General features: G+C 60.2%; 20 protein-coding genes. 15 read left to right on the top strand and 5 right to left on the bottom strand.

Translation table 11 applies throughout. The annotated features are described in order from the left end of the window. Window positions 1-163 precede the first annotated feature (163 nt). The 15 genes from PMI30_RS25690 (at window position 164) to PMI30_RS25760 (ending at window position 17,402) form a co-directional block, all read left to right on the top strand. Window positions 164-1,327 (top strand): acyltransferase family protein, encoded by a 1,164-nt coding sequence (locus PMI30_RS25690; protein WP_008006172.1) that lies wholly within the window; start codon window positions 164-166, stop codon window positions 1,325-1,327. Between the two features lie 56 nt (window positions 1,328-1,383). Continuing rightward, window positions 1,384-2,562 carry an efflux RND transporter periplasmic adaptor subunit gene (locus PMI30_RS25695; protein WP_008006170.1) on the top strand — a complete coding sequence of 393 codons (1,179 nt, stop codon included), beginning with the start codon at window positions 1,384-1,386 and terminating at the stop codon, window positions 2,560-2,562. Then, window positions 2,559-5,744 (top strand): efflux RND transporter permease subunit, encoded by a 3,186-nt coding sequence (locus tag PMI30_RS25700; RefSeq protein ID WP_008006168.1) that lies wholly within the window; start codon window positions 2,559-2,561, stop codon window positions 5,742-5,744. Before PMI30_RS25695 ends, PMI30_RS25700 begins: the two co-directional genes overlap by 4 nt. Window positions 5,745-5,823: 79 nt before the next feature. Beyond that, window positions 5,824-6,825 carry a zinc-dependent alcohol dehydrogenase family protein gene (locus tag PMI30_RS25705; RefSeq protein ID WP_008006166.1) on the top strand — a complete coding sequence of 334 codons (1,002 nt, stop codon included), beginning with the start codon at window positions 5,824-5,826 and terminating at the stop codon, window positions 6,823-6,825. Then, complete coding sequence (locus PMI30_RS25710; protein ID WP_008006164.1) at window positions 6,822-8,006, top strand: MFS transporter; 1,185 nt, start codon at window positions 6,822-6,824, stop codon at window positions 8,004-8,006. The genes PMI30_RS25705 and PMI30_RS25710 overlap by 4 nt, the downstream gene beginning before the upstream one ends. A 145-nt stretch (window positions 8,007-8,151) precedes the next feature. Further along, complete coding sequence (locus PMI30_RS25715; protein WP_008006162.1) at window positions 8,152-9,081, top strand: LysR family transcriptional regulator; 930 nt, start codon at window positions 8,152-8,154, stop codon at window positions 9,079-9,081. A gap of 469 nt (window positions 9,082-9,550) precedes the next feature. Further along, the gene (locus PMI30_RS25720) at window positions 9,551-10,579 is read left to right on the top strand and encodes a nucleoid-structuring protein H-NS (RefSeq protein ID WP_008006160.1); all 1,029 of its coding nucleotides are present in this window, start codon (window positions 9,551-9,553) and stop codon (window positions 10,577-10,579) included. After that, window positions 10,579-11,784 carry an isocitrate/isopropylmalate dehydrogenase family protein gene (locus PMI30_RS25725; RefSeq protein ID WP_008006159.1) on the top strand — a complete coding sequence of 402 codons (1,206 nt, stop codon included), beginning with the start codon at window positions 10,579-10,581 and terminating at the stop codon, window positions 11,782-11,784. Before PMI30_RS25720 ends, PMI30_RS25725 begins: the two co-directional genes overlap by 1 nt. Further along, window positions 11,781-12,488 (top strand): RraA family protein, encoded by a 708-nt coding sequence (locus PMI30_RS25730; RefSeq protein ID WP_007896246.1) that lies wholly within the window; start codon window positions 11,781-11,783, stop codon window positions 12,486-12,488. Before PMI30_RS25725 ends, PMI30_RS25730 begins: the two co-directional genes overlap by 4 nt. A 71-nt stretch (window positions 12,489-12,559) precedes the next feature. Beyond that, window positions 12,560-13,729: an LLM class flavin-dependent oxidoreductase gene (locus PMI30_RS25735; RefSeq protein ID WP_008006156.1), complete on the top strand. Its 1,170-nt coding sequence runs from the start codon at window positions 12,560-12,562 to the stop codon at window positions 13,727-13,729. After that, on the top strand, window positions 13,726-14,256 hold the full coding sequence (locus tag PMI30_RS25740) for a flavin reductase family protein (protein WP_008006154.1): 531 nt from the start codon (window positions 13,726-13,728) through the stop codon (window positions 14,254-14,256). Before PMI30_RS25735 ends, PMI30_RS25740 begins: the two co-directional genes overlap by 4 nt. Window positions 14,257-14,297: 41 nt before the next feature. Further along, window positions 14,298-14,669 carry an antibiotic biosynthesis monooxygenase gene (locus PMI30_RS25745; RefSeq protein WP_007896242.1) on the top strand — a complete coding sequence of 124 codons (372 nt, stop codon included), beginning with the start codon at window positions 14,298-14,300 and terminating at the stop codon, window positions 14,667-14,669. Window positions 14,670-14,745: 76 nt separating this feature from the next. Next, window positions 14,746-15,720 (top strand): NAD(P)H-dependent flavin oxidoreductase, encoded by a 975-nt coding sequence (locus PMI30_RS25750; protein ID WP_008006152.1) that lies wholly within the window; start codon window positions 14,746-14,748, stop codon window positions 15,718-15,720. Window positions 15,721-15,756: 36 nt separating this feature from the next. After that, a complete protein-coding gene (locus PMI30_RS25755; RefSeq protein WP_008006149.1) occupies window positions 15,757-16,533 on the top strand; it encodes a hypothetical protein in 777 nt (258 codons plus the stop codon). Then, window positions 16,530-17,402, top strand: a complete 873-nt coding sequence (locus PMI30_RS25760) for a DUF6282 family protein (protein ID WP_008006148.1) — start codon at window positions 16,530-16,532, stop codon at window positions 17,400-17,402. The genes PMI30_RS25755 and PMI30_RS25760 overlap by 4 nt, the downstream gene beginning before the upstream one ends. Window positions 17,403-17,491: 89 nt before the next feature. On the opposite strand, the gene PMI30_RS25765 is transcribed toward PMI30_RS25760, so the two are convergent. The 5 genes from PMI30_RS25765 to PMI30_RS25785 all read right to left on the bottom strand — a co-directional run bounded on the left by PMI30_RS25765 (window position 17,492) and on the right by PMI30_RS25785 (window position 25,392). Continuing rightward, on the bottom strand, window positions 17,492-18,478 hold the full coding sequence (locus tag PMI30_RS25765) for an aliphatic sulfonate ABC transporter substrate-binding protein (protein ID WP_008006146.1): 987 nt from the start codon (window positions 18,476-18,478) through the stop codon (window positions 17,492-17,494). A 109-nt stretch (window positions 18,479-18,587) separates the two neighbouring features. Next, on the bottom strand, window positions 18,588-21,071 hold the full coding sequence (locus PMI30_RS25770; RefSeq protein WP_008006144.1) for a TonB-dependent receptor plug domain-containing protein: 2,484 nt from the start codon (window positions 21,069-21,071) through the stop codon (window positions 18,588-18,590). A gap of 36 nt (window positions 21,072-21,107) precedes the next feature. Continuing rightward, window positions 21,108-21,605, bottom strand: coding sequence for a RidA family protein (locus PMI30_RS25775; protein ID WP_008006142.1), 498 nt, complete (start codon window positions 21,603-21,605; stop codon window positions 21,108-21,110). Window positions 21,606-21,629: 24 nt separating this feature from the next. After that, window positions 21,630-23,204: a flavin monoamine oxidase family protein gene (locus PMI30_RS25780; protein WP_008006140.1), complete on the bottom strand. Its 1,575-nt coding sequence runs from the start codon at window positions 23,202-23,204 to the stop codon at window positions 21,630-21,632. A gap of 55 nt (window positions 23,205-23,259) precedes the next feature. Further along, window positions 23,260-25,392 carry a TonB-dependent receptor gene (locus tag PMI30_RS25785; protein WP_032834822.1) on the bottom strand — a complete coding sequence of 711 codons (2,133 nt, stop codon included), beginning with the start codon at window positions 25,390-25,392 and terminating at the stop codon, window positions 23,260-23,262. Between the last annotated feature and the right edge of the window lie 378 nt (window positions 25,393-25,770).

Raw genomic sequence — 25,770 nt, 5'->3', positions numbered from 1 at the left:
GAAAAATGTCTGCATTCAGCCGTACCCCTGGGGTCAACGGACCCTCGCAACATTGCCTGCAATGCTCGCAACGCCGCTGAGACTGTCGTGTGTTTTTTTACAGGGAGCACGCCCCGGACACGCAGGTGTCTTGGGCGCGCCATGACTATTTGGGGATCGGGAAATGAAAAAAGCAGAGTTCTACCATTCGCATATCCACAGCAAACTCGACTCGCTCACCGGGATCCGTTTCTTCGCGGCGGCGATGGTGTTCATGTTTCACGCCTCACTGACCCGGATCATCGGTTTCAACCCCTATGCGGACACCGATGTGATCAATGCCTTCCAGCGGATCTTCAGCGGCGGTGGCTGGCTCGGGGTGTCATTCTTTTTTGTACTCAGTGGTTTCGTGATCACTTGGTCGGCCCGCAAAGGCGACAGCGTGACGGGCTTCTGGAAACGCCGTTTGTTGAAAATCTACCCAAACCATATCGCCACCTGGGTGTTGGCGATGGCGTTGTTTGCCGTGCCTGCCGCCAGCGTGGCGATCTGGTTGCCCAACCTGCTGCTGGTGCATTCCTGGATTCCACGGATGGACACCTTCCTCAGCGTCAACGGTCCGTCCTGGTCGCTGTGCTGCGAATTGTTCTTCTATTTGCTGTTCCCGCTGGTGCTCAAGCTGATCTGGAACATTTCCGAGGAGCGCCTGTGGCACTGGGCCTGGGCGATGGTCGCCGGCCTGGCCCTGACGCAAGTGGCGATACGCATGCTGGCGCCTGCGACACCACTGATCAATGAGTACCCGATTTCCCTGAGCCAATGGTGGTGGTCCTACTTCTTCCCGCCTGCGCGGATGTTCGAGTTCGTGCTGGGCATGCTCATGGCGCGCATTCTCATGGCCGGGCGCTGGATCGAACTGAGTGTGCCCTGGGCTTTCGCGTTGATGGTCGGCGGTTACCTGGCGGCCATGTGGGTGCCGTTCCAGTACAGCCTGAATCTGGTGACGCTGGTGCCGATCGCCGCACTGATCACGGCGATTGCGGCCAGTGACCTGAATGACCGCAAGGGGCTGCTCAACAGTCGCTGGATGATCTGGCTGGGGGAAATCTCCTTCGGTTTCTACATGATCCATTTGCTGATCATGACTTACGCGACGCAGCTGCTCGGCGGCCGACTGTTCGATAGCGCGACGGCCACGTTGATCGTCGCGGTCACCTTCGCGCTCTCCATCTTCGGTGGCTGGGTGTTGTTTAACTTTGTCGAGCGACCGGTCATGCAGCGCTGGGGCCGGACCGGGAAAGCCAAGGTGCCGGGCAGCCGTTTGGGCAGCCCCGAAACCGCGCCTTGATGCACCTTCGACAGACCGTTGCACCCCACGTCGCTTAATAACAGGGAAGTTGTTTTATGGACTCGAACCGACCCAAACGCTCGGGCAGTGCGCTCATGCTCCGTGCCAGTCTTGCTTGCGCTATCGTCGCCGCCCTGGTGGTCGTGCTACGCGGGGAGCCGTCCACTATCGCCAAGGCCAGCGTGGCGCCAGCGGCCGCCGAAGTCGATGTGGCCATGGCGCTGTCCAGGCCGGTGACCGACTGGCAGAATTATTCCGGGCGCCTGGAGGCGGTCGAAAAAGTGGTCATCCGGCCGCTGGTGTCCGGGACGATCGTTGCCGTGCATTTCAAGGACGGCGCGATCGTCAAGGAAGGCGACTTGCTCTTCGAAATCGACGCCAGACCGTATACCGCTCAGGTCGAACAGGCCCAGGCCAGTCTGGCGGCGGCGAAGTCACGAAGCCTGTACACCGCCACCGATCTGGGGCGGGCACAACGGCTGATCAACTCCAATGCCATCGCCATGCGCGATCTGGACGAGAAACAAAACGCTGCCAGCGAAGCGCAAGCCAATGTCCGGCAGGCCCAGGCGATACTCGACAGCTCCCGGTTGGATCTGGCCCACACTCGCATCACTGCGCCGGTCAGCGGACGCATGTCCCGTGCCCTGGTGACGGCGGGCAATATCGTCAGCGCCGGTGAAAATGCCGCGCCGTTGAGTACCCTGGTATCGCTTTCGCCGATCTATGCCGCTTTCGACGTCGACGAGCAAACGTTCCTGCGCTACCTCAATCACGGCAGTGCGAAGGGCAATGAAGTGCCGGTCATGCTCGGGCTGTCCAATGAAACGGACTATTCCCGCGAGGGCAAACTGGCGTCGATGGACAATCAGCTCGACGTGCAGTCGGCTACGTTGCGGGTGCGCGCCAGCTTCGACAATACCGACGGCCTGCTCAGGCCCGGCATGCTGGCCAGAATCAAACTCGGAGGCGGCCCGCCGCGTCAGGCAGTGCTGATCGACGACAGCGCAATCGGTACGGACCAGGACAAGAAGTTTGTGTTGGTGGTCACCGCCAATGATCAGGTCGAATACCGGCGCGTCAGCCCCGGCAACCTGGTGGGTGACCTGCGAATCATCGATTCCGGCCTGCAAGCCGGCGAGCGAGTCATGATCAACGGCCTGCATCGGGCGCGGCCGGGTGACACCGTCAGACCACTGCTCGCCCAACGCGTCGATGCGAGGGAAGGGCAATGAACTTTTCGCGCTTCTTCATTGACCGACCCATTTTTGCCGGAGCCCTTTCGACTCTGATTTTGCTGGCCGGGATCATCTCGCTGTTTCGCTTGCCTGTCTCGGAATACCCCGACGTGGTCCCGCCGCTGATCGTGGTCAATGCCCAGTACCCCGGCGCCAACCCGGCAGTGGTGGCGCAGACTGTGGCGGCGCCGCTCGAGGAGCAGATCAACGGCGTCGAGGACATGCTGTACATGCAGTCCCAGGCCAACAGCGACGGCAACCTCACGCTCAGTGTCACGTTCAAGGTCGGTACCGATCCGGACAAGGCGCAGCAACTGGTGCAGAACCGTGTCTCGCAAGCCTTGCCACGCCTGCCGGAAGACGTGCGTCGGCTGGGGGTGGTAACGATGAAGTCATCGTCGACCCAGACCCTGGCAATTCACCTGATCTCGCCGGATGACCAGTACAACGCCACCTACCTGCGCAACTACGGCATTCTCAACATCAAGAACCAGTTGGAACGCATCCCGGGCGTCGGTGAAGTCCGGATCTGGGGCGGCGGCGACTATGCGATGCGCATCTGGCTTGACCCGCAAAAAGTGGCCCAGCGCGGATTGAGCGCCAACGATGTGGTGGCGGCAATCCGCGAGCAAAACGTGCAGGTCGCGGCCGGTGTCATCGGCGGTCAACCCATGCGTACAGATGTGGCCCAACAGTTGTCGGTCAACACTCAGGGCCGGTTGAAAACGGAAAAGGAATTCGGCGACATCATCCTCAAGAGTTCGCCAGGCGGGGCGGTGACTTTTTTGCGCGACGTTGCCCGTGTCGAGCTGGCGGCGTCGGATTACGGTTTGCGCTCACTGGTCGACGGTAAGCCCGCTGTGGGTTTCGGCGTGTTCCAGATGGCCGGTGGCAACGCCCTGGCGATTTCCGATCAGGCGCGCGACATCATGCGCCAGGCCAAGCAAGACATGCCGGCCGGGGTCGACTATACGATTGTTTTCGACCCGACCCAGTTTGTCCGTTCGAGCATTTTGGCGGTGATCCAGACCCTGCTCGAATCCACGCTGCTGGTCGTGCTGGTGGTCATCCTGTTCCTGCAAACCTGGCGGGCCTCGATCATTCCGCTGCTGGCGATGCCGGTGTCGATCATCGGCACACTCTCACTGATGCTCGCGTGTGGTTTTTCGATCAATGCCCTGTCGTTGTTCGGCATGGTTCTGGCCATCGGTATCGTCGTCGACGATGCGATCGTGGTGGTGGAAAACGTCGAGCGCAACATTGCCCGGGGGCTGAGCCCCAAAGAGGCCTCCTATAAGGCCATGGAGGAAGTCAGCAAGCCGATCATCGCCATCACCCTGACGCTGGCGAGTGTGTTTGTACCTCTGGCGTTCATGCCCGGGCTGACCGGACAGTTTTATCAGCAGTTCGCGTTGACCATCGCTATCTCGACCATCATTTCGGCGTTCAACTCCCTGACCTTGTCACCGGCGCTGTGCGCGCTGTTGCTCAAGTCCCACGACGCACCGCGAGATCGCCTCAGTCGTGCTATCGATCGGCTCCTGGGGCCATTGTTCAGCCGCTTCAATCGACTCTCGGCGGGGGGCGAGCAATCCTACGGCAGCAATCTGGGCCGGGTGATTCAGCGCAAAGGCATGACCCTGGGTTTTTACGCAGTATTGCTCGGGCTCACGGCCTGGCTTGGTCATTCGTTGCCCGGTGGTTTCGTGCCAGCCCAGGACAAAGAGTTTCTGGTCGGCCTGGCCCAACTGCCCAACGGCGCTTCACTGGAGCGTACCGAGCAAGTCATCCAGCGAATGAACGACATCGCCCTCAAGCAACCTGGCGTGGCCCACACCCTGGAATTTCCCGGCATGTCGGTCAACGGCCTGATGAACTCGTCAAGCGCCGGCATCATCTTCGTGATCCTCGAGCCGTTCGCCAACCGGCAGGGTTCGGACATGAGTGCCGCAGCCATCGCCTCGGCGTTGAACCAGCAGTTTTCCGCGATCAAGGAAGCTTTTACCGGCGTGTTCCCGCCGCCTCCGGTGTTGGGGCTGGGCACCTTGGGCGGATTCAAGTTGCAGTTCGAAGACCGTGGCGCGCTGGGGTTTGAAAAACTCGATGAAGCGGTTCGCGCGTTCCTCAAGCAAGCCGCGCTGGCGCCTGAACTGGGGCCGAGCTTTTCCAGCTATCAGATCGATGTGCCGCAATTGAAGGTCGATCTTGACCGGGTCAAGGCCAAGCAGTCGCAGGTTGCCATGACCGACGTCTTCGATACGTTGCAGATCTATCTGGGCTCGTTGTATGTCAACGATTTCAACTTGCTGGGCCGGGTCTATCAGGTCCGGGTGCAGGCCGATGCGCCGTTCCGCGCCCACGCCGATGACATCGGGCAACTGAAGACCCGCAATGCCGACGGCAACATGGTCCCGCTGGCCAGCCTGGTGGAGGTTCACCCCACCTATGGGCCGGAAATGGTCGTGCGCTACAACGGCTACACCGCTGCGGATCTGAACGGCGGCCCCGCGCCGGGTTATTCATCCGGTCAAGCTCAGGCCGCGGTGGAGCGAATCGCGGCCGAGACGCTGCCCAAGGGCATCAAGTTCGAATGGACCGAGTTGACCTACCAGCAAATCATTTCCGGCGACTCCACGTTGTGGATCCTGCTGATCTGCATGCTGCTGGTGTATCTGGTGCTGGCCGCCCTCTATGAAAGTTTGCTGCTGCCGGTGGTCATCTTGCTCATCGTGCCCATGAGCATCATGTCGGCGCTGCTCGGGGTGTGGCTGACCCAGGGCGATAACAACATCTTTACCCAGATCGGCCTGATGGTGCTGGTGGGGCTGGCCAGCAAGAACGCGATTCTGATTGTCGAGTTCGCCCGTGAGCTCGAGCAGCAGGGCCATAGCATCGTGCGCGCCGCCATCGAAGCCAGTCAGTTGCGTTTGCGCCCGATTCTGATGACCTCGATCGCTTTCATCATGGGGGTCGTGCCCCTGGTGCTCTCTACCGGCGCTGGTGCCGAAATGCGTCACGCCATGGGCGTCGCGGTGTTCTTCGGCATGCTCGGGGTAACCCTGTTCGGCCTGTTGTTCACCCCGGTGTTCTATGTCGCGCTGCGGCTGCTCGCGACACGGCGATCACGCTCGCTGACGGACGACTTTGCGCCGTCGGTTGCGGACATAACTGTCCGTTAAGAATGGAACAGCGGCTTGTTTTTCAGTATTCGCACTCACTTTACAGTTACCGTCAATCAACGAAATAAAGGGACAGTCAATGACGCGCGTCGTGCGGTTTAGCCAATATGGTGGCCCGGAAGTACTCAGGATTGATGACATCAAGGTACCTGAACCAGGGCCTGATGAAGTACGGATCACCGTCAAGGCGATTGGTCTGAACCGGGCAGAATCCATGTTCCGCTCCGGTCAGTATCTGGAAGAGGCACAGTTTCCTTCACGTCTGGGCTACGAGGCGGCAGGTATTGTCGAGGCCGTCGGCGCACGCGCCGGGCAGTTTGCCGTCGGAGACATCGTCAGCCTGATTCCTCCGGCCTCGATCGCGCAGTGGGGCACTTATGCCGAACTGGCCGTGGTGCCGGCGGCGATGCTGGTCAAGCATCCTGCCAGCCTGTCATTCGCTCAGGCCTCGGCGGTGTGGATGCAATACATCACGGCGTGGGGCGCGTTGATTCATGTCGCGGTATTGCAGCCCGGCGAATTCGTTCTGATCACGGCGGCCTCAAGCAGTGTCGGCCTGGCGGCGATTCAGATCGCCAATCAGGTTGGCGCCATCCCGATCGCCGTCAGCCGCACCCTGGCCAAGCGCGAGCAGTTGTTGTCTGCCGGAGCCGCGCACGTGGTGGCCAGCGAGTCGGCGGATTTCAATCAACAGGTTGAGCGGATTACAGCAGGCAAGGGCGCCCGGGTGATCTTCGATCCGGTGGGCGGGCCGTTTCTGGAACATCTGGTCGACGTTGCCGCCACTGCCGGGATCGTTCTCGTGTATGGCGCTCTGAGCTCCGAGCCCGCGCCGTTCCCACTGTTCAAGGTGCTGGGCAAGAGCCTGGCATTGCGCGGCTATCTGCTGCACGAAATCACCTCCCAGCCAGCATTGCTCGAGGCCGCCAAGGCGTATGTCATTGCCGGTCTGGAGGAGGGGACGTTGCGTCCGGTCATTGCCAAAACCTTCGACTTTGAACAGATCGTTGCCGCCCATCAGTACCTGGAAGCGGGCGAGCAGTTTGGCAAAGTCGTGGTCACGCTGGAGTCCGAATCATGAAAATGCTCCATCCGATCTACTTTCTCGCACTGGGCCTGTTTGGGGTTTACACCATCGAGTTCGGCGTCGTCGGGATTCTTCCGGTGATTATCGAGCGCTTCTCGATCAGTGCATCCCAGGCCGGCCTGTTGGTGGGGTTGTTCGCGCTGATCATTGCGGTATTCGGCCCGATCATGGTGCTGCTCCTGTCACGCTTCAACCGTAAAAAAATCCTCACCATTGCGTTGTTCATTTTTGCCGGCACCAGTGTGTTGTCGGCCTATGCGCCCAACTTTGAGTCGCTGATGGTGTTGCGCATCATCCCGGCGCTGTTTCACCCTGTGTACTTTTCCCTGGCCTTTGTCGCAGCCGTTTCGCTGTACCCACCCCAGGAATCAACCCGTGCAGCCGCCAAGGCCTTTGTCGGTACCAGTATGGGCATGGTGTTGGGGGTGCCGTTGACGACGCTGATCGCGGCGCAGTTTTCCTATGAGGCCTCGTTTCTGTTCTGCGCGGTGGTCAACTGCATTGCCGGCCTGGGGATCATTGCCCGGCTGCCGGACGCGCCTGACAAAACCCGCATTTCCTACAAAGAGCAGTTGGCTATTTTGCGTAAATTTCCACTCTGGCTGAACATCACCGCCTCGACGCTGATTTTCGCCGCGATGTTTTCCGTGTACAGCTACTCGGCCGAGTACCTGGCCAAGGAAGCGGGCATGAGTGCGCAGATGATCAGCATCCTGTTGGTGATCTTCGGTATTGGCGGCGTCGCGGGCAATCTGTATGCCGGCAAGCTGATCGGGCAGAACATGGTCCGGACAACGCTCCTGCACCCGATCCTGCTGGCCGGTGCCTATGGGCTGTTGTACCTGTTCGCCGGTCCGTCCCTGATGACAATGTTGATTATTGTGGTGATCTGGGGCGCGACTCATACCAGCGGGCTGATCGTCACGCAGATATGGCTGACCTCCGAAGCGCCGGAAGCGCCGGAATTCGCCACCGGCATTTATATCTCGTTCATCAACCTGGGGGTGACGATCGGGTCAACGACGGGTGGGTGGTTCCTGGCGCGCATGGGTTTGCAGGGCACCCTGTACAGTGGTTTGCTATTTGCGGCGCTGGCCGTATTTGTCATCGTGATCAAAGTTCTGTTTTTCAGTGCCGAGCCGCGCAAGGGAGGAGCGCAGATCGCCGCAGACTGAGTTGAACGATGCATCGCAGCCCGCACGGATGGGGGTGTATTTTCGTCAGTGCGTGGCCGCCATCGCCCAAACAAGGATATCCAGGAAGGAAGCCTTTGGGTCGACACCCTGGATTGTCATTCCATCGAGAATCGATCGAGGCCACATGAATTCGTTACCTTTGCACAATGCTTCCTGCAACTGGCCCGTGGGCCTGGAATCGCGCGACATCAGCATGTTCGACTGGGAGAATCTGCGCCATTACGTTACCTTCGCCCGCACGCAGTCGCTTAGCAGCGCGGCGAGGGAGCTGGGCGTGGAACATGCCACCGTCGCGCGGCGGATCGCGGCGCTGGAGTCATCACTGAACCTCAAACTCGTTGACCGACGCAAACGCAACTATGAAATGACGCCGTTTGGTCACCGCATCGCCGAAATCGCCGGGCGAATGCAGAAAGATGCCAAGGCGATTTCCAAGGTGGCGCTTTCGGTGCAAACGGAAATGGTCGCCGACCTCTCGGTCAGTGCGCCACCCCTGCTGACCTCCGAGTTCATTGCCCCACACCTGGGGCGCTTGCGTCGTGAACACCCCTCGATCAATGTGAGCCTGCTGATGCAGGACGATATCGGCACCCTGTGCAGCCCCGAACCGGACCTGATGATTCGTTTGTGCCGCCCGACCCAGATGGACCTGGTGGCGCGCAAGATCGGCACCGTGTCGTTTGGGCTGTACGGCAGCGCGCAGTACCTGGCAGAGCACACCAGCGATCAGTACGAGTACATCGTCTATGACGACAGCATGGAACACTCCCGACAACAGGTATGGCTGCGCGAGGTGGCTGCGGAGCGTCCCGTGGTGTTGCGCGCCAGAAGCCTTGAAGTCCAGGCCTCGGCGGCCCGTGCCGGTGTCGGTATCGCATTGTTGCCCAATTTTTATGGTCTTAAAGACCCGGTGCTGGAAAAGGCCCAGTTCCATAATTCGGACCTGATGATCGATATCTGGCTGGTGGTGCATGAAGATTTACGCAAGGAAGCCCCTATTCGTTCGCTAATGGACTTCCTGGTTAGTTGTTTTCCGACTGAGCATTATTTCTGAGACATCTTTTTGAGAGGGGGGGGTGTAGTTCACTATTGAATTAACACAAGGTGAATTTTTTAACCCCCTGGGGTGAATACGGGGAGTTTACAAACAAGCGGGCAGCTTCCAGTATCAGTCCAAGAATAAGAAACACGCTTCCTTCGACGATTGAAAACCTTTGCCAGGGTTTTCAATAGTCCTCCCACCGGACACGGCACACGCCTCTCCGATTGCGGACATTGCATAATAAAAAAACAGCCATGATTCCATTTGCCCATTGAACGTGTTCGATGGCAGCTGGAGCATCTGACGCTGAAAAAACCATGTTTGACTTTCTGTTTTCGGCCTTCGCGGCCCTCGACTCATGCCTCGTAAAAACCTGTTCAGGAATAATCCTGCATTACGGCCTCGTTACTACTGGATAAAACCGGAGCGTACTTGCGTGCGTGTCCAGAGTTTTAAGAGAACCCACAGAAGGAATTGGATCATGAGCAAAGTAAAAATTATTGATGTAACGCTCCGTGATGGTGGTTATCGTAATAATTTTGAATTCACTGCCGACTATGCCGCTAATGCAATCGGGCACTTGACTGATGTAGGTGTAGTTCACGCCGAAGTGGGCTATTGCAATGGCTCTTTCATTCGCAAAAAAGAACATGGCCTGAGCAGTTCGGTCAACCCTGAATATCTGGATTCATTACGCCGCGCCGCACACGGCCAATTAGGGCTGTGTGTCATGGTTCACCCGCGTAATGTAGCCAGCGAAGACTTTGAAATGCTGGCCGAACATGGCGTCGGAATGATTCGGGTATGCCTGCGTGCCGACCAACTTGAACAGGGGCTGGACACCATCAAGTTGGCCAAGTCGTTCAACTTCCTGGCCAGTGCCAACATTACCCATATCACCACACAAACACCGGGTGCTGTTACCGACATTGCATTGCGTGCGGAAGGGGCCGGGGCCGATATCATTTATTTTGCCGACTCCAACGGCAACATGATTCCCGATGATGTCGAACTGCTGATCAGCCGGATCTCCAGAAGAGTGCATGCGCCATTGGGCTTTCATGCGCACAACAATCTTTCCCTGGCACTTTCCAACTCCATCGCGGCGGTCGATGCCGGTGCGGAATACATCGATACCTCGATTTGCGGCATGGGCAAAGGGGCGGGCAACTTGCACCTGGGCATGTTCATCGCCTATCTGGAACGCATCGGCAGTGCCAATGGCTATGACTTGGTCAAGGCCCTGCAATTGTCCGAGTACACCGCTGAAAGCGTGCCACTGAGCAGTCTGCCAGCCCCGCTCATGGATGTGATGCTGGGCGCTTACAACCTGCCGTTCGATGTGTCGCAACGGCTGGAGGACACTATGTCCCGGTTGCAGATCAACTCGATCTTCCAGGCGCTCAGAGCGATGCACGAGCAGGACCTGTTTGCGCGGCACGCTGCACGGCCGACGGTGATTTCCCGAGCCAGTTTCCCTGCTCGTCTTTCCGCTGAAGGAAAAATGTGATGACGGTACTTCATTCATCGGCGTTGCCGGGGCAGCCGTCGCGTCATCGAGTCTGTGTGCTGCCCGGCGATGGCGTCGGCGTGGAAGTGGTCGAGGCTATCCTGCCGATCTTCGAGGCGCTGGCGTTGCCCATCGATCTGGATTTCGGCCAGATCGGTTGGGAGTGCTGGCGAACCGGCGGTGACCCGGTACCGGCCGAGACCTGGGAAAAAATCGCCGCAGCCGATGCCACGTTGCTCGGCGCCATCACCAGCAAGGCTTTGCAGGAAGCCGAGGCCGAGCTGCCGGAGCACTTGCGCAACACCTCGCGGGTTTACGTCTCGCCGGTGATTCAGCTGCGTCAGCGTCTGAGTCTGTACGCCAATGTGCGGCCAGTCACCGATGTCCTGGGTGAAGGCCGGTTTCGCTTCACGGTAATCCGGGAAAACACCGAAGGGCTCTACGCGGGGCTGGACTTTGCCGCGATACCCGCCGAGTTCGAACCGGTGCTCAAGGCGCGGGAACTGGCCGGGGCGCCCTGGCACCGCGACTCGCCCGAGGATGCGACGATGACGGTGCGATTGCAGACCCGGGCCGGTTTGACCCGACTGTTTCGCTACGCCTTCGACTACGCCCGCAAGCACGGCTACCCGCGTGTGACCCTGGCGGACAAGCCCAATGTATTGCGTTACAGCGGCGCGTTTGCCAAGGGCATCCTCGAAAGCGTTGCCACGGACTACCCGGACATCGCCTACAACATCGACAACGTGGACGCCGTCGCCCTGTGGATGATCCGTCGTCCGGAGCGCTTTGGCGTGATCGTCGCGGAGAACATGTTCGGCGACATCCTTTCCGATCTCGGTGCCGGGGTCATGGGTGGCCTCGGTTTCGCGCCCAGCGCGAACATCGGTGATGCCGGGGCCTACTTCGAACCGGTACACGGCAGCGCCCCGGCGCATGTCGGCCAGAACAAGGCCAACCCCAGCGCGATGTTTCTGTCTCTGGCATTGCTGCTCGAACACCTGGGCTACCACGCCCAGGCCCTGGCCATCGAGCAGGCGGTGGCGCAAGTGGTCAAGCACGACTGCCAGACCTACGACAGCGGTGGTCACGCAACCACCCGGCAATGCGCCGCGGCCATCATCGAAAGAAGCGTGCTCAACCTTCGTCCACTCAACCCGCAAACCGACAACGGCCGGGCTTTGCCCGCAAGGAGTCATGCATGAGCCACCTTTCACTCTCGGTGCAACAACGCGCCTCCCTGCTGGAGCAATGCGCTGCTCTGGATACGGCGTCACTCAGTGATGCCCTCGATAGTCTCGGTATTGATGCCGGGTTGCAAGGTATCGTCCAACAAGTCCCGGGTACCCGTTGCTCAGGCTTTGCCTTCACCGTGCTCTACGAGCCGGTCAACCAGAGCGACGGGTTCAAGAACGCCGCCAACTACATTGACGACGTCCCCCCGGACTCCGTGGTGGTGTCCAGCAATGCCGGGCGCCTGGACGCTACCGTTTGGGGCGACATCCTCACCCATGTGGCCTTGAGCCGGAACATCCGCGGCACGGTGATCGACGGTGCTGCCCGCGACATCGACACCGTGACCCGACTCGGTTACCCGTTGTTCAGCCGTGGGCGGTTTATGCAATCGGGAAAGAACCGCGTGCAACTCAAGGCCACCCAGGTGCCGGTGCAAATCGGTGCGGTGACGGTCAACCCGGGGGATTTGATCGTCGGCGATGCCAGCGGCTGCCTGGTGATCCCCATCGACAAGGCCGAGGAAGTCATCAAGCGCGCCCAATCGGTGGAAAAGACCGAGCGCGACATCATCGAGTCGGTGGCGCAAGGCCTGTCGCTGGCCGAGGCGCGACGCCTGCACCGCTATGACCAGCCGTGGCTTGCGGCTGAGGCCAAGAGCCCGAGCGCCGCCTGAGCGGCCTATCTGCGTGCGATGAACAGGCGTCGTGCGAGACGGCACATGACGCCCACTTAAGGAGAAGAGAGATGACTTCGAACCATTTGGTAAAAACCAATCCGATGCGCAGCAGCACCAACAAAATCAAGCTTGGGGTGTTCGCGCTCAATATCGAAGGAGGTTGCACCCTGACCACCGTCCCGGAGCGCTTGAACGCCAGCGACTGGAGCGGCAACCTGGAAATCGCCCAAAAAGCCGACAAGGCCGGCCTTGAGTTATTGCTGCCGGTAGGGCGTTGGCGCGGCTGGGGTGGCGCGAGCGACCCGATGGGCGTGTCTTTCGAAACCTACACCTGGGCCGCGGGGCTGGCGTCGGTGACCGAACAGATCGCCCTGTTTACCACCTCGCACCTGTCGACCGTGCACCCGTTGTTCGCGGCCAAGCAGGCCGCGACCATCGACCATATCAGCGGTGGCCGCTTCGGTCTGAACATGATCTGCGGCTGGTACGGTAAAGAAATGGGCATGTTCAATGGCGGTGTGCAGCTGGAGCATGACCGGCGCTATGACCATGCCGATGAGTGGCTGAAAGTCGCCCGGCTGGCCTGGAACGAGCCGGCCAATTTCGACTTCAAGGGCGACTTCTTCAACATTGCCCAAGGTTTCGCCCAACCCAAACCACTCAACCAGCCGTTCCTGATGAATGCCGGTGGTTCCGAGCGCGGTCGCCGGTTTTGTGCCGAGCATTGCGACGCGGCGTTCCTGATCCTCAAGCACGAAGATGACGACGACACCATTCGCGCACAGATCAAGGCCTACCGCGACCTGGCACGCCTGGAGTATGGCCGCGAGATCCAGATCTGGGTCTACTCCTATGTCGTGCAGAAAGACACGCTGGAGGAAGCCGAGAAGTACCTCGACTACTACGTCAATCAGCATGGCGATGAAGTCGCACTGGATAACGTCACCTCGGAGATCGGCATTCAGAGCGGGATGTTCGCCAGCACCGAAGACGCCGAACGCTTCCGCTTCCACTTCAAGGCCGGTTTCGCCGGGGTGCCATTGGTAGGTACCGCTGAAATGATCGCCGAACAATTCCAGCGTTACAGCGACCTGGGCATCGACGGTATCTGCCTGACCTGGCTCGACTACAAAAGTGGCCTCGACGAGTTTCTCGAAGACGTCTTGCCACGCATGGAAGACGCCGGTCTGCGCCAGCCCCACAACAGCGCCCGGCGGATCATTGGAGCGGTGGCATGAGCGCCCGAAGCGCTTTGGCGCTGGCCGTCGAGCCGTTGAGCACGGAGCCGGCCGAGGACTTCAAGCGGGCCATGCGGCGCCTGACCAGCACGGTTTCGATCATCGCCACCGGCGTTGGCGACGCACGCAGCGGCATGGTCGCCACGGCGGTCAGCTCATTGTGTACCGATCCGCCTTCGCTGCTGATCTGCATCAACCGCTCGGCCAGTCTGTGTGAGCCGTTGCTGACCAATCAACGGTTCAGCGTGAACCTGCTCGATGCGGCGCAAAGCCAACTGGTCGGCGTATTTGCCGGCCAGCTTAAGGGGCATGCGCGTTTCGAACATGGTGACTGGGCGGCGTTCGACGACTTGCCGTATCTGCCTGACGCCCAGGCCACGCTGTTTTGCAGCGTGGATGCCCGACTGACCTACGCCACCCACGAGGTGATTGTCGGTCGGGTCGAGCGTTCGCTGGTCACTGAACGCATTTCACCGCTGCTCTGGCAGGACGGTAAACCGGCACAGTCTTGCGCGCTGATTCACTGAGCCACGACATCTTTTCAACCTACGTTTGCCAGGAGGCAACCATGAACAACCTGACTGAATTCGAAGCACCGACCCCTGATGAGAGCGACGCGATTTTCCTGGTCAACGTCGTGCATGTCTTCGAAGGCCAGCAAGACGCCGCCCTCGATGTACTGCGCTCGGCAGTGAGCTATGTGGCGCAGGCTTATCCGTCGTTCCAGTGGAGCCGCCTGTTCAAAAGTATCGACGGCAAGACGGTGATCAACCAGGCGCAATGGAGCAGCAAAGAAGAGTTCGATTCGCTGTTTTCCGACGAGCAGTTCCTGAGTCGCTACAACCGATTGAAAGAGACCGGTACCTGGGAGTTCCACTTGTACAAGGTCAACGACTACATCCCGGCAGCCTACGCCCCGGTGGCCGCGGCGCACGTTTAAGCGAGGTGCAGGCCCGTGCATGTCGCGGGCTTGCCGCTCGGCGAATTCTTTTATCGGTACATCAAGGAGATAAACCGTGAGCAATTTTGACTCTGCGCTGACTCGACTGCTTAAAACCACCAACCCGGTGGTCCTGGCGCCCATGGGCGGTGCTTCCGGCGGACGATTGGCCGCTGCGGTTTCACGGGCCGGCGGGCTTGGTCTGGTGGGCGCCAGCTATGGCGATCCGGACTGGATGAAAACCGAGCTGGAGCTGATGAAGGACGTCAAGCAACCTTGGGGCGTTGGGTTGGTGATGTTCACCGTGGCCAAGCGCTTCGAACTGCTGGAGCTGGCCCTGTCTTATCGGCCCAGCGTGGTTGCCTTGTCGTTTGGCGATGCCCGGCCTTTTATCGCTCCGATCAAGCAGAGCGGGGCGCTGGCCATCGTTCAGGTGCACGACGTCGATCAGGCGCTGGCAGCTCTGGAGGCCGGTGCCGATGCGCTGATCGTGCAAGGCGCCGAAGCCGGCGGGCACAGCCTGCGGCGGGCATCGTTGCCATTGATCCCGGCCGTGCGCGATGCGGTGGGCGACGAGGTGGTACTGATCGCCGCCGGCGGTATTGCCGATGGCCGGGGTCTGGCCGCTGCCCTGTTGCTGGGCGCCGATGGAGTGATGATGGGCACGCGATTTCTGGCCAGTGAAGAGGCGCTGCCGTCCAACAAACTCAAGCAACGTCTGGTTCGGGCCACCGCTGGCGATACCGTGCGCACTCGCGCGTTTGACCTGGTGCGGGGTATCGAGTGGCCGGAGCAGTACAGCGGTCGTGCGCTGGCCAATGATTTCACTGCTCGCTGGCTGGGTTTCGAGCACGAACTGGTGAAGGCTCCGGCCAGTGTCGGTGAGGACTACGCCCAGGCGCTGCGCGAAGACAACACGCAAGTCCGCGCGATCTGGGCGGGTGAAGTCGCCGACCTGGTCAACGATGTCTTGCCCGCCGCCACAATCGTCGAGCAGACCTTGCGTGGCGCGGAACAGGCGCTGCGTGGCGCCCGCACACTGTTTGATTGACGCGATCTGCGCGTGTTCTTCTGGAAAGGAATCGATATGAACAGCAAAACCCCCGTACATGTGCAGTTTGGTCTGGGCCCGGAACTGGTCGTGGTGATGTCGCCGGTCATGCCCGCCTGGGACCAGGGACAGTTTTTCGCCCCATTGACCCAGTCGCTGGTCGATAAAGGCTATCGGGTCATCATCTTTGACACGCTCTCGCTACTGGCCGAAGACCACGAGGATTTTGTCAGCTTCACCCAACGCTGGGCCGCGGTGCTCGAGCCGCTTGGGCCCATTGCCCTGATCGCCGGTTCGGCGCTGGGCGGGGCAGTGGTGCAGGGGTTGCTCGCCACCACAGTGGGCCAGCAAGTGGCGCGGGCGCTGCTGATTTCTTCACCGACCAAGGCCGACAAAGTCCTGGATCGGCGACTGGGGACGATGGCCGAGCTGGCCAGCGCCGGTGATGTCGACACCGCGCTGATGCTGCTCGATCAATGGGTGCTACCGGCTCATGTGAAGCCACCGGTGGGCCGGCCCGATGCGCCGGCGAGCGCCGACGAACAGGCCGGGCGACGTCTGGATCAAGGTTTTCGTTTGTTGAGCGAGCTCAACGTGGAGTCTCAAGTGGCGGCCTGGCCGGGGCGCCTGTTGAGCATCTTCGGCGCGGACTCGCAATTGGTCAGGGCCACCAATGTCAGCTTCAATACCTCCGCGCAACATCTGGCCATCAGCATTCCCGGAGCCGGGATGCGACCGCTGCTCGATGATCTCGCGCGAGTGCGCGCCGGTGTGCGAGCCCACCTGGGAATCGATCTGGAGGCTCATGCATGAGTGCTTCGACCGCCGCCCCGGCCTCCCGCGCACGCTTTATTGATGTTCATTACCACGCCGGCCCTGATGCTTATTTACGTCGCCATGGCGCGCTGCAGGCCGGGCACCATTACCAGGCACTGGACGGTTGGGTGGTGCTCAAAAATCACCTCGGTTGCACCGCCGCCCAAGCCTGGGAGGCCCGCGAACAAGGATTGCCGGTGTCCGGTTCAATCGTGCTCAATGAAATCGCCGGCGGTCTTGATTGGCGGGTGGTCGAACGTTCACTGTGCCAGCACGGTGCCGTCGACCTGCGTTTTGTCGTGCACCTGCCCACCGTGACCGGCCGTTCGCATACCAGTCGCCTGGCCCGGTCGCTCAGTCACTCGATCCTGACTGAGCGACCGATCAAGCCGCTGACCGTCAGCGATAGCAGCGGTCAGCTGAACCTCGCCACGCTGGACCTGCTGCGCATGAGCCGTGACTACCCGGTGGTGATCTCCACCGGGCACGCCAACCGCGAAGAAGTTCTGCGCCTGGTGGAAGCGGCCGATCGGCTGCAAGTGCCACGCCTGATGCTCAATCAGCCAGCAAATCCACTGACTGGCCTGAACGCGCAAGACCTTCTGGACCTGGGCAGCCTACCTGCGCTGTACATCGAGCAGACCGCGCTGACCTACCTGCTCGGCTATCAGAGCAAGGAAGACTTTTCTAAAGTGCTGCGCGACGTTCCCCGTGTGATCTACAGTTCGGACCTGGGTCAGACCAGCCAGCCAGACGTCCGTCCATGGTTGGAGATGAGCAGGCAATGGTTCAAGGAGTTTGAGGTGAGTGCCGAGCGAGTCGAATCGATCACCCGTAGTTGCCCGTTGGAGATGCTCAGTCATTGATGGTCGGGGGAGGGGATTGTTGAAGTCATGCTGAAATCCTGATCAGGGCCGGGCTCTGGCCCGGACCTTCTCGGAAGCGCTCGGCCGTACTATTGGCTAACGGGTTTCCAGATCTCTACATCGTGGGCATCTACCGCCTTGGGCAGTAAGCCCGCGGCAAAAAAGGCATCGGCAATTTTCTGCTGTTCGCCCAACTGATCGGCTTTCACCGGTTGTATCTGGTAACTGCGATGGGCGTTGGCTGCTTCGACTGTTTCCACATCGAGGTTGCCCCACAACGGCCCCAGGACTTGAGCCGCATCACGGGGATGGTTTTTAACCCAATTACCGGCTTCATGCAGCTGCTCGTAAACCAGCTTGAGGACTTCAGGGTGCGCCTTGGCGTAGCTCGTGCTGGTCAGGTAATAACGCTTGTAGCTGGCCAAGCCACTGCCGTCGGCCAGGGTGCGCGTCGGTAGTTGACGCTGCACGCCGCTGAGGAAGGGTTCCCATGTGACCCAGGCGTCGACCTTCTGATTTTCGAAAGCCGCCCGGCCATCGGCGGGTGACAGGTACGCAGGTTGTATGTCAGAAAACTTCAGACCCGCCTTATTCAGGGCAGCGATCAGTAAATAGTGGGCTCCGGCCGCCTTGGTTACCGCGACTTTTTTGCCTTTTAAATCTGCCAGTTGCTGCAACGGCGAATCCTTGCGCACGACGATTGCCTGGGCTGAAGGCGAGGGTGCCTCTTGCGCAAAGTAAGTCAGCCTGGCCTGTGCAGCCTGAGCAAATACCGGCACGGTATCCGCCACGTCGGCGCTGACATCAATATTGCCGACATTCAACGCCTCCAGCAGTGGCAAGCCACTGGGGAACTCATGCCAGCTCACGTCGATATTCGCCTGGGCGAGTGCTTTGTCCAGCTTGCCTTGGGATTTCAGCAGAGTGATCAGGGTCGATGACTTCTGGTAACCGATGCGCAGCGTTTCCCGGGCCTGTGCCGGGAGTGTCAGGGACGACAAGGCCAGCGCAACGACCAGGCCGGCCAGGACAGGACGACGGAATATCGCCCCGGGGTTCTTGATGAGTTTCGACATGGCATGCTCGACAATTAGTAAGGGAGGGGTAACCACCTATGAATCCTATTGTTCTAAAAACCGATTTATAAATATTTTTTGAGTATTAGCTTAGGCGACTTTGCAGACATCAGAACGCGTATTGCACGCGGGTGTAGTAGTAACCGCCGGTGAAGCCGAAGGGTGAAAAACTGCCCCAGTTATCGCCGAACGAAGAGTTGCTTACACCGATATGGTCCGGGTACTTGTCGAACAGGTTCTGCGCGCCGACGGCGACGGTCAGTTGTTTGTTGAGCGCATAGGCCACGTCCAGGTCGGTGATCCATTTGGCCGAATACTCGCGATCCAGGCTTGGATCGCTCGAGCTGTTGACCTCGGTGTAGGTGCCATAACGGGTCAGCCGCAGGTTGACGTCGAAGTCGCTGATCGCCCAGTCGGCGGAGAAGATCATCTTGCTGCTGGGGGAGGTTTTGGTAATCAGTGCACGCGATTGGCGTCCGAGCAGCTGGAAGTCGCCCAGGGCGGTCAGTTGTGACGGTGTGTCGTTGACGCTGAGGATTTTCGTGTGGTTGTAGTTCAGTGCCGCAGTCCATCTCACCGAGCCGAACTGGTTCAGGTTCTGCCGGTAATTGCCGACCACATCGACCCCGGACGTCCGGGTATTGGCGCCGTTGGTGAAGTACTGCGCGCCAGCGGTGGCCGGCACACCAATGCTGTCGAGCAGGGCGGCGACGCCCGGGCCCTGGAAACGTTCGCTGAGCACCAGACGGTCGCGCAGGTTGATGACGTAGCCGTCCACGGTCAGGCTCAGGTCTTCACTGGGAGTCAGGGCGAAACCGAGACTGAAGTTGGTCGAGCGTTCGGGTTTCAACGACTCGGCCCCAAGGGCTTGGGCGCCGGCTGAATCCACCGGCAGAATCACGTAGTTGTAAGACTGGTAGACACCATTGATGGTGTCGAACCCGGTCGAGCGCGCGGTGAAAATCTGATTGGCCAGCGACGGCGCGCGAAAACCATTACTGATGGTGCCGCGCACCGAAAACACCGGGTTGAATTCGTAGCGGGTGCTGAGTTTGCCGCTGCGGGTGCCACCGACGCCTTCGTTGTAATGCTCGTACCGTGCGGCGACGCCGAGGTACCACTGCTCGACGGGGTAGAAGCCCAGGTCGATGTAGCTGGCGACGCTGTTGCGGCTGACTTTCTGTGCGTCTTCAGGCGTAATGCCGTTGGTGACCTGGGCGCCCGGATCGGGACGCTGCCCGGCGCGCGGATGGCCGGCGGGGAACACGTAGCCGCCATCGATATACGAGGCTTCGGAGCCGGCGCGGGTCTCGTAGCTTTCACGTCGGTGCTCGAAGCCGAAGGCGACATCCAGCGGCTTGGCCAGGCCGATTTCGTAGCTGTTTTTAAGATCCAGATTACTGGTCAGCTGGTCCGCGATGTAAATGCCGGAGGTGAATTTGTTCGGGGTGTTTTCGCCCAGCGACGGGTTCTGGTTGTTGTAGGTGCGTTGCTTGGCGTAGTTACGCCCGTAGGTGCTGCTCAGGTCCCAGGCCCAGCCGCCGAAATCCTCGCCCTTGGCGCCGAAGGCGGACTGGAAGTCGGTTTCATTGATCAGCCAGTAAGGACTGTAACCGTCGGGATAGCCATTGGGGCCGGTGGTGATGGTGTTGCGGCCGCTGGGCAGGCGGAAGTTCTGGCCGTCGTTGTTCTCCCGTGTGGCCAGGGTCGAGAACGAGTAGAGCGTGACGGCATCGTTCAACGGCAGGTCGAGGTTGTAGGCGACATCGGCCAGTTGGCTGCGGGGCAGCCCGTAACCCTTGTAAGTGTGGTGGCTGGCATCGGCCTCACGCGGGTCGGGCGAACCGTCGGCCTGCGGATAGTAATGCGCACTGTAGCCGTTGCTGCCGGCCTTGTTGTCGCGTTCCTGATAGCGGGTGTCGAGCGAGACATTGAGTACACCGGCTTCGCCGACCTGAAAACCATAATTGAGCGCCTCCTGCGCGGTCCCGCGTTTGCCGTCATAGCCCTGGCCGAGGGTGGTGTCGGAACTGCCACCGGTGGTCTGCTTGAGGATGATGTTGATCACCCCGGAAATGGCATCCGAGCCGTACTGTGCCGCCGCGCCATCGCGCAGCACCTCGATGTGATCGATGGACGCCACCGGGATCAGGTCGAGGTCGCTGGGTGCCGCGCCGCTGTTGATGCCATTGATGTTCAACGTGGCGCTGGTATGCCGGCGCTTGCCGTTGACCAGCACCAACACATGGGACGCTGTCAGCCCCCGCAGGGTGGCCGAGCGCACTACGCCGCTGGCATCCCAACCGGCGCGGTCGGGCAGGTTGAAGGATGGGATGAACTTGCTCAGCGCCTCCAACAGGCTCGGTTTGCCCACCGAACGCAATTGTTCGCCGGTCACCACGTCGATCGGAGTCGGGCTGGTGGTAACGGTGCGTTGGACGGTGCCACGGTTACCCGTGACGACTACCGTGTCGAGAGTCGGTGAGCTGCTTTCGGCGGCCTCGATGTTGAACGAGGCCAGGCCACAGGCAATCGACAGCGGCAGCAATAACGGGCGGTAGGCAGGCGCGGCGCGTGTTTGGCAGTTGAGCATGAGAGTGAAGCTCCTGAATGTCGGCTAAGGTCCGTGTCACTTCTTGCGAGCGGCGACGGCTTCGATTTCGACCAACCCGCCCGGTAGCGGCAGGGCGACTACCTGCACGGCGGTGCGTGCCGGTTTGTTCGGTTGCGCGGCGCTGCCGAAGAACGGCGTATAGCCTTCCTGCAGTCCGGCGAAATCGAGCTTGCCGCCCTTGGCCGGATCGCCCACCAGAAACACCCGAAGTTGCACCACATCACCCAGGTCCAGGCCTTGGCTTTGCAGTACGCCTTTGAGCTTGTTGAGAATCGAGGTGGTCTGCGTCGCGGTGTCGCCATAGGCAGCGAAGGAATCCTTCGGTGCTTTCGGGTCGTGCAGGTCGGCGAGCAGGCCGCTGACAAACAGCAGGTCGGTCTGTGCCGGCACCGACACCGCCAGCGAAATCGGGAAACTGGAGTTGGGCAGGGCGATGCGTTTGATCTCGTCGGCGTGGCTGCTGAGGGCGGTGGCGGTCATGAGGAGTCCTGTGAGCAAAGTCATGGTTTTCATCGGTCAGTCCTTTATTGAAAAAAGTCAGGCGGCAACGCCCGGTTGCTGGCGTTCGGCATGGCGGCCGATCAGGGAAACGATGCGTCGAGCCGAGTCGGCGGCGCTGTTCTGCCAGATGCCGACGCCGCCATGGGCGAGGGCGTCGCTGGCCAGGTACGTGCGGCCCTGAGGCTCGTTGAGGATCTGGTAAGCGCTCTCGCCGACCTCGTCGTTGACGATCCACGGGCCTTTGCTGAAGGGCACCTTGGCCCAGTTGATGGCCACCGGTTTTTGCAGCTTGGTGCTGTGGCCGGGGTGCAGCAGTTCGACCGCTTGCCGCGAGGAGGCGAACTGTTCGGCGAGGGATTTCTTGCTGAAAGCCTGGGCCGACTCACTGGTGTTGTAGGCCGCGACCAGAATCCCCTGGGCGCTGTTCAACCGGTCGCTGGGGTACCACAAACCTTTGACTTCATGGTCCAGGTACGACAATCCGCCGTAGATGTTGAAGTCGGTTTCCCAGAAACGCGGCGACTGCCAGGCGACTTTGTTGGCCTGATCGCTTTGCGCGCTGAGAATCGCTTGCTTGAAGGGCGCACTGAAGTTACTCGGCAACTTGGCCAGTAACGGCAGGGGGACCGTGACGATGGCGTAATCGGCGCTCAGCGTCTGGGTGGTGCCGGTCTTGCGGTCCCGGTAGGTGATGCGGCTGCCGTTTTCGGAGGTCTGAATGTCGCTGACCTCGGCGTTGAAACGCACCGTATCCTTGAGCTTGTCGTAGAACGCGTAGGGAATTCGGTCCATACCGCCAACCGGTTGGAACATGGTCGAGGAAAACTCCGGGATTTCATCGAACACCAACGCGCCCCAGAGCTTGGGATTGAGCAGGGTCTGTAGCTCCAGCGGTGCACGGGTGATGCCGGTTTGATCGCCGGCACCTGGAATGCGGGTGTATCCCGAGCGCACCGAGCCCTTGTATTTGAAGTCGGCGTTGAGATCGCCATAGACCTTGAGGAAATTGAGCAGCGCCTTGCGATCATCGACGCTCAAGTCCTGGTCCAGGGCCTTGCGGCTGACGGTGCGCGCCAGCAGTTCAGACAGTTGGCCGCGGGTGTCGTTGACCGCCTGGCGTAACTGGAATGCCGGTTTGCTCGGATCGGGCAAGGCCAGCGCATTGCGGCTGCTGTTGACCAGCACTTGCAGCTCGACACCCAGTTCGCGGCAGTAGCCGAGAATCGTCTGGTGATGGCTGGGAATCCGCGCGGGACCGGCGTTGAAAAACTGCCCGTCATCGAAGTCGACGGTCTGGCTGATGCCATCGTCGAAATCGACCTTGGTGCCGCGTCGCAGCGTCCAGTTGCGTCCACCCACTCGCTCGCGCGCTTCGAGAATGGTCACGGTGAAGCCAGCCTTGCGCAGCTCGTAGGCGCTGACCAGCCCGGATATACCGGCACCGACCACCACCACGTGCTTGCCTTTGCCACTGCTGCCCAGTTGCAGCGGATTGAATGTTGCCGCCACGGCCTGAGGCGTGAGCCCCAATGCACCGAGGGCGCTGACAGCGGCGGAATAGCCACCGACGGCGGCAATGCGGGAAATCAGTTCTCTACGGGTAACAGCCATCGTGGTGCTCCTTGCGTTCAGCGGTAAGGAATCCGGTGTAGGGGCGCGTCAGGGATCAGAGGTCGTAGCGCACGGACAACAAGAGGGTTCGCGGGTCGTTGATGGAGTAGAAGCGGGCACCGCTGGAGGGCACGTAGCCGACCGATTGCGGGTAGGCGCGATCGAGCAGGTTTTTCACGGCCAGCGTGGTGGTCCAGTGACCGTCGCCGGAGAGGTAACGGGTGTTGGCGTTCCAGAAGGTCTGCTGGGGGATTTCCTGGACGTCGTCGTTGAGTGCGTTGGCGTAGGACTTGGTCTGGAACTGCGCATCGGTGCCCGCCAGCCAGGTGCCGGGCAATCCGGCCGGGATGGTGTAGTTGAGACCGACGCTGGCGTTCCAGCGCGGCGAGAACACCAACTGCTTGCCGTTGGCATCGACACCGGCACCGCTGGCATTTTCGAAGTCGTCGTACTGGCTTTCCAGGTAGCCGACGTTGGCGGTCAGTTGCAGATCGCGGGTCAGCGCAGTCAGGGTTTCCAGTTCTACGCCATAGGTGTGTGCCTGGCCGACGTTGGTCCGTAAGCTGACACCCAGCGCCGGGTCGTAGGCGTTGGTTTGCAGGTCTTTGTAGTCGTTGTAGAACAGCGCGACGTTGGCCCGCAGTCGCTGGTCGAAGAAGTCACCCTTGAAGCCGGTTTCCCAGGTCGTCACGTCCTCGGGCGAAAACGCCTGTTCGGCGGCAGCCTGGGTCGGCGCACGGTTGTCGTAGCCGCCGGCCTTGAAGCCTTTGGCGACGTAGGCGTACTGATTGAGGTGCGGCGTCCAGGCGTATTCGAAGCCGAGTTTGGGGCTGGTGGACTGCCACGATTTGCTCGAATTGGCGCTGAAGTTGGTCCCGGTGATCTGCCGGTTGGTGTTGATCGCGTAGTTGGTGTAGTCGAAGTTCTTGTGTTCGCGGGTGAAGCGCAGCCCGGCGATCAGCGACAACTGCGGGGTGATCTTGTAACTGCCCTGGCCGTACAACGCGTAGCTTTCAGTGTTGGTCGTGCTGTATTGACCCTGGCCAATCACCCGATTGCGCGCCACGGAATAGGTGAGGTTGTCGCGGTCGGCTTCGAATTTTTCGCGGTACAGGTACAGGCCGGTGCTGAAGCTGAATTTGTCGTAGTCGCCGTTGAGCTGGAATTCCTGGGTAGCGTAGTCCTGCTTGTAGGTGATCAGGTTTTGCTGGATCAGTGCCGCCTGGCCCGAGTTGTCATAGTCCACCGGCTGGTTGAACGCCGAATAAGCGGTCACCGATTTGAAGTTCAAGTGGTCGTCGATGGCGTAGATTGCGCGCAGTACCGAGCTGCCTTGGTCGAGTCGGTTCTTCGGATCGAGGCTGCTGTAGCTCTTGAATTTGTCGAAGTGGCCGTCGGCATCAAACGGTGTATAGCTGGTGGTGTCGCCACGGTCGAAGGTGCCGGCCAGGGTCAGTTGCACATCCCACGGCGAATCGATCGGGTTGAAGCGCAACTTGCCGCGGTAGGACTGGATGTCGACGTTGTTCACATCCTCGCCACGGGTCGGGTTGGAGACGGTGCCGTCACGGGTCAGGCGAATCGCCGAAAAACTGCCGAACAGCGCGTTGTCCACCAGCGGGCCACTGATCAGCAATCGGCCGTTCCGGGCGTTGTAATTGCCGGCGCCGAGCTCGAAGAAACCCCGGGTTTCCTGGTTCGGATCGCGGGTGATCACGCGGATCGCGCCGGCGCTGCTGTTGCGTCCATACAGCGTGCCTTGCGGGCCGCGCAACACTTCGACGCGCTCGACGTCGTTGAAGTCGAGCATCGAGGAAATCGCCCGTGGGATGTACAGGTCATCGGCGTACACCGCGACGGCGGATTCCTGGATCGGGTCGGTTTCGCCGATGCCACGAATCCCGTAGGTCTGGGCGCTGTAGGAGATCGACTGGCGGCTGAGGGTCAGGTTCGGCACTTGCCCGGAGAGGTCGCGGATGCTTTTGATCTGCTTGTCTTCCAGGGCTTTTTCGTCGAACGCGGAAATCGCCAGCGGGGTTTTTTGCAGGTCTTCGCTGTGGTGTTCGGCGGTGACTGTGACAACGGGGAGGGCACCATCCATGGTGTTTTCTTCGGCGTGGGCCGACAACCCGAACATCGCCAGCGACACGGCCAGCGTCAAACGGTTTGCAGTGAAGGTGTTGTGCATGGTGAACCCCAAGTGTGTAAGCGCAGCGTTGGCGTCGTTATGTTTTTTTGGGCAAAGCGTTGCCGGGGCCATGTTTCGAAAGCCATGGCGGCGGGGGGCTTGAGCCGTTTTCAGGTTGTGGGTGTGGCAGTTGACCGTGGAGTGGTGTCGGCCGGAAAAACGTGCAGTTCCGAGGGCCTCCACCTGGTCAGGGGTCGGTGATGGTTGTAACAGTATTTGTATAATACGGCGCTGTAAAAGTCCGATTGGTTATAAGTTAATTATAAAAAATAGACATTAAAAATCTTCTATAAATGCGCAAAGCTGATGTTATTTTCTTCCGGATGCGCAGAACCAATGTGGGAGCGGGCTTGCTCGCGAAGGCGGTGGATCAGGCAA

It is taken from the genome of Pseudomonas sp. GM50 (assembly GCF_000282375.1).
Lineage (GTDB): Bacteria > Pseudomonadota > Gammaproteobacteria > Pseudomonadales > Pseudomonadaceae > Aquipseudomonas.
This window is presented reverse-complemented; position numbering and strand designations above follow the sequence as displayed.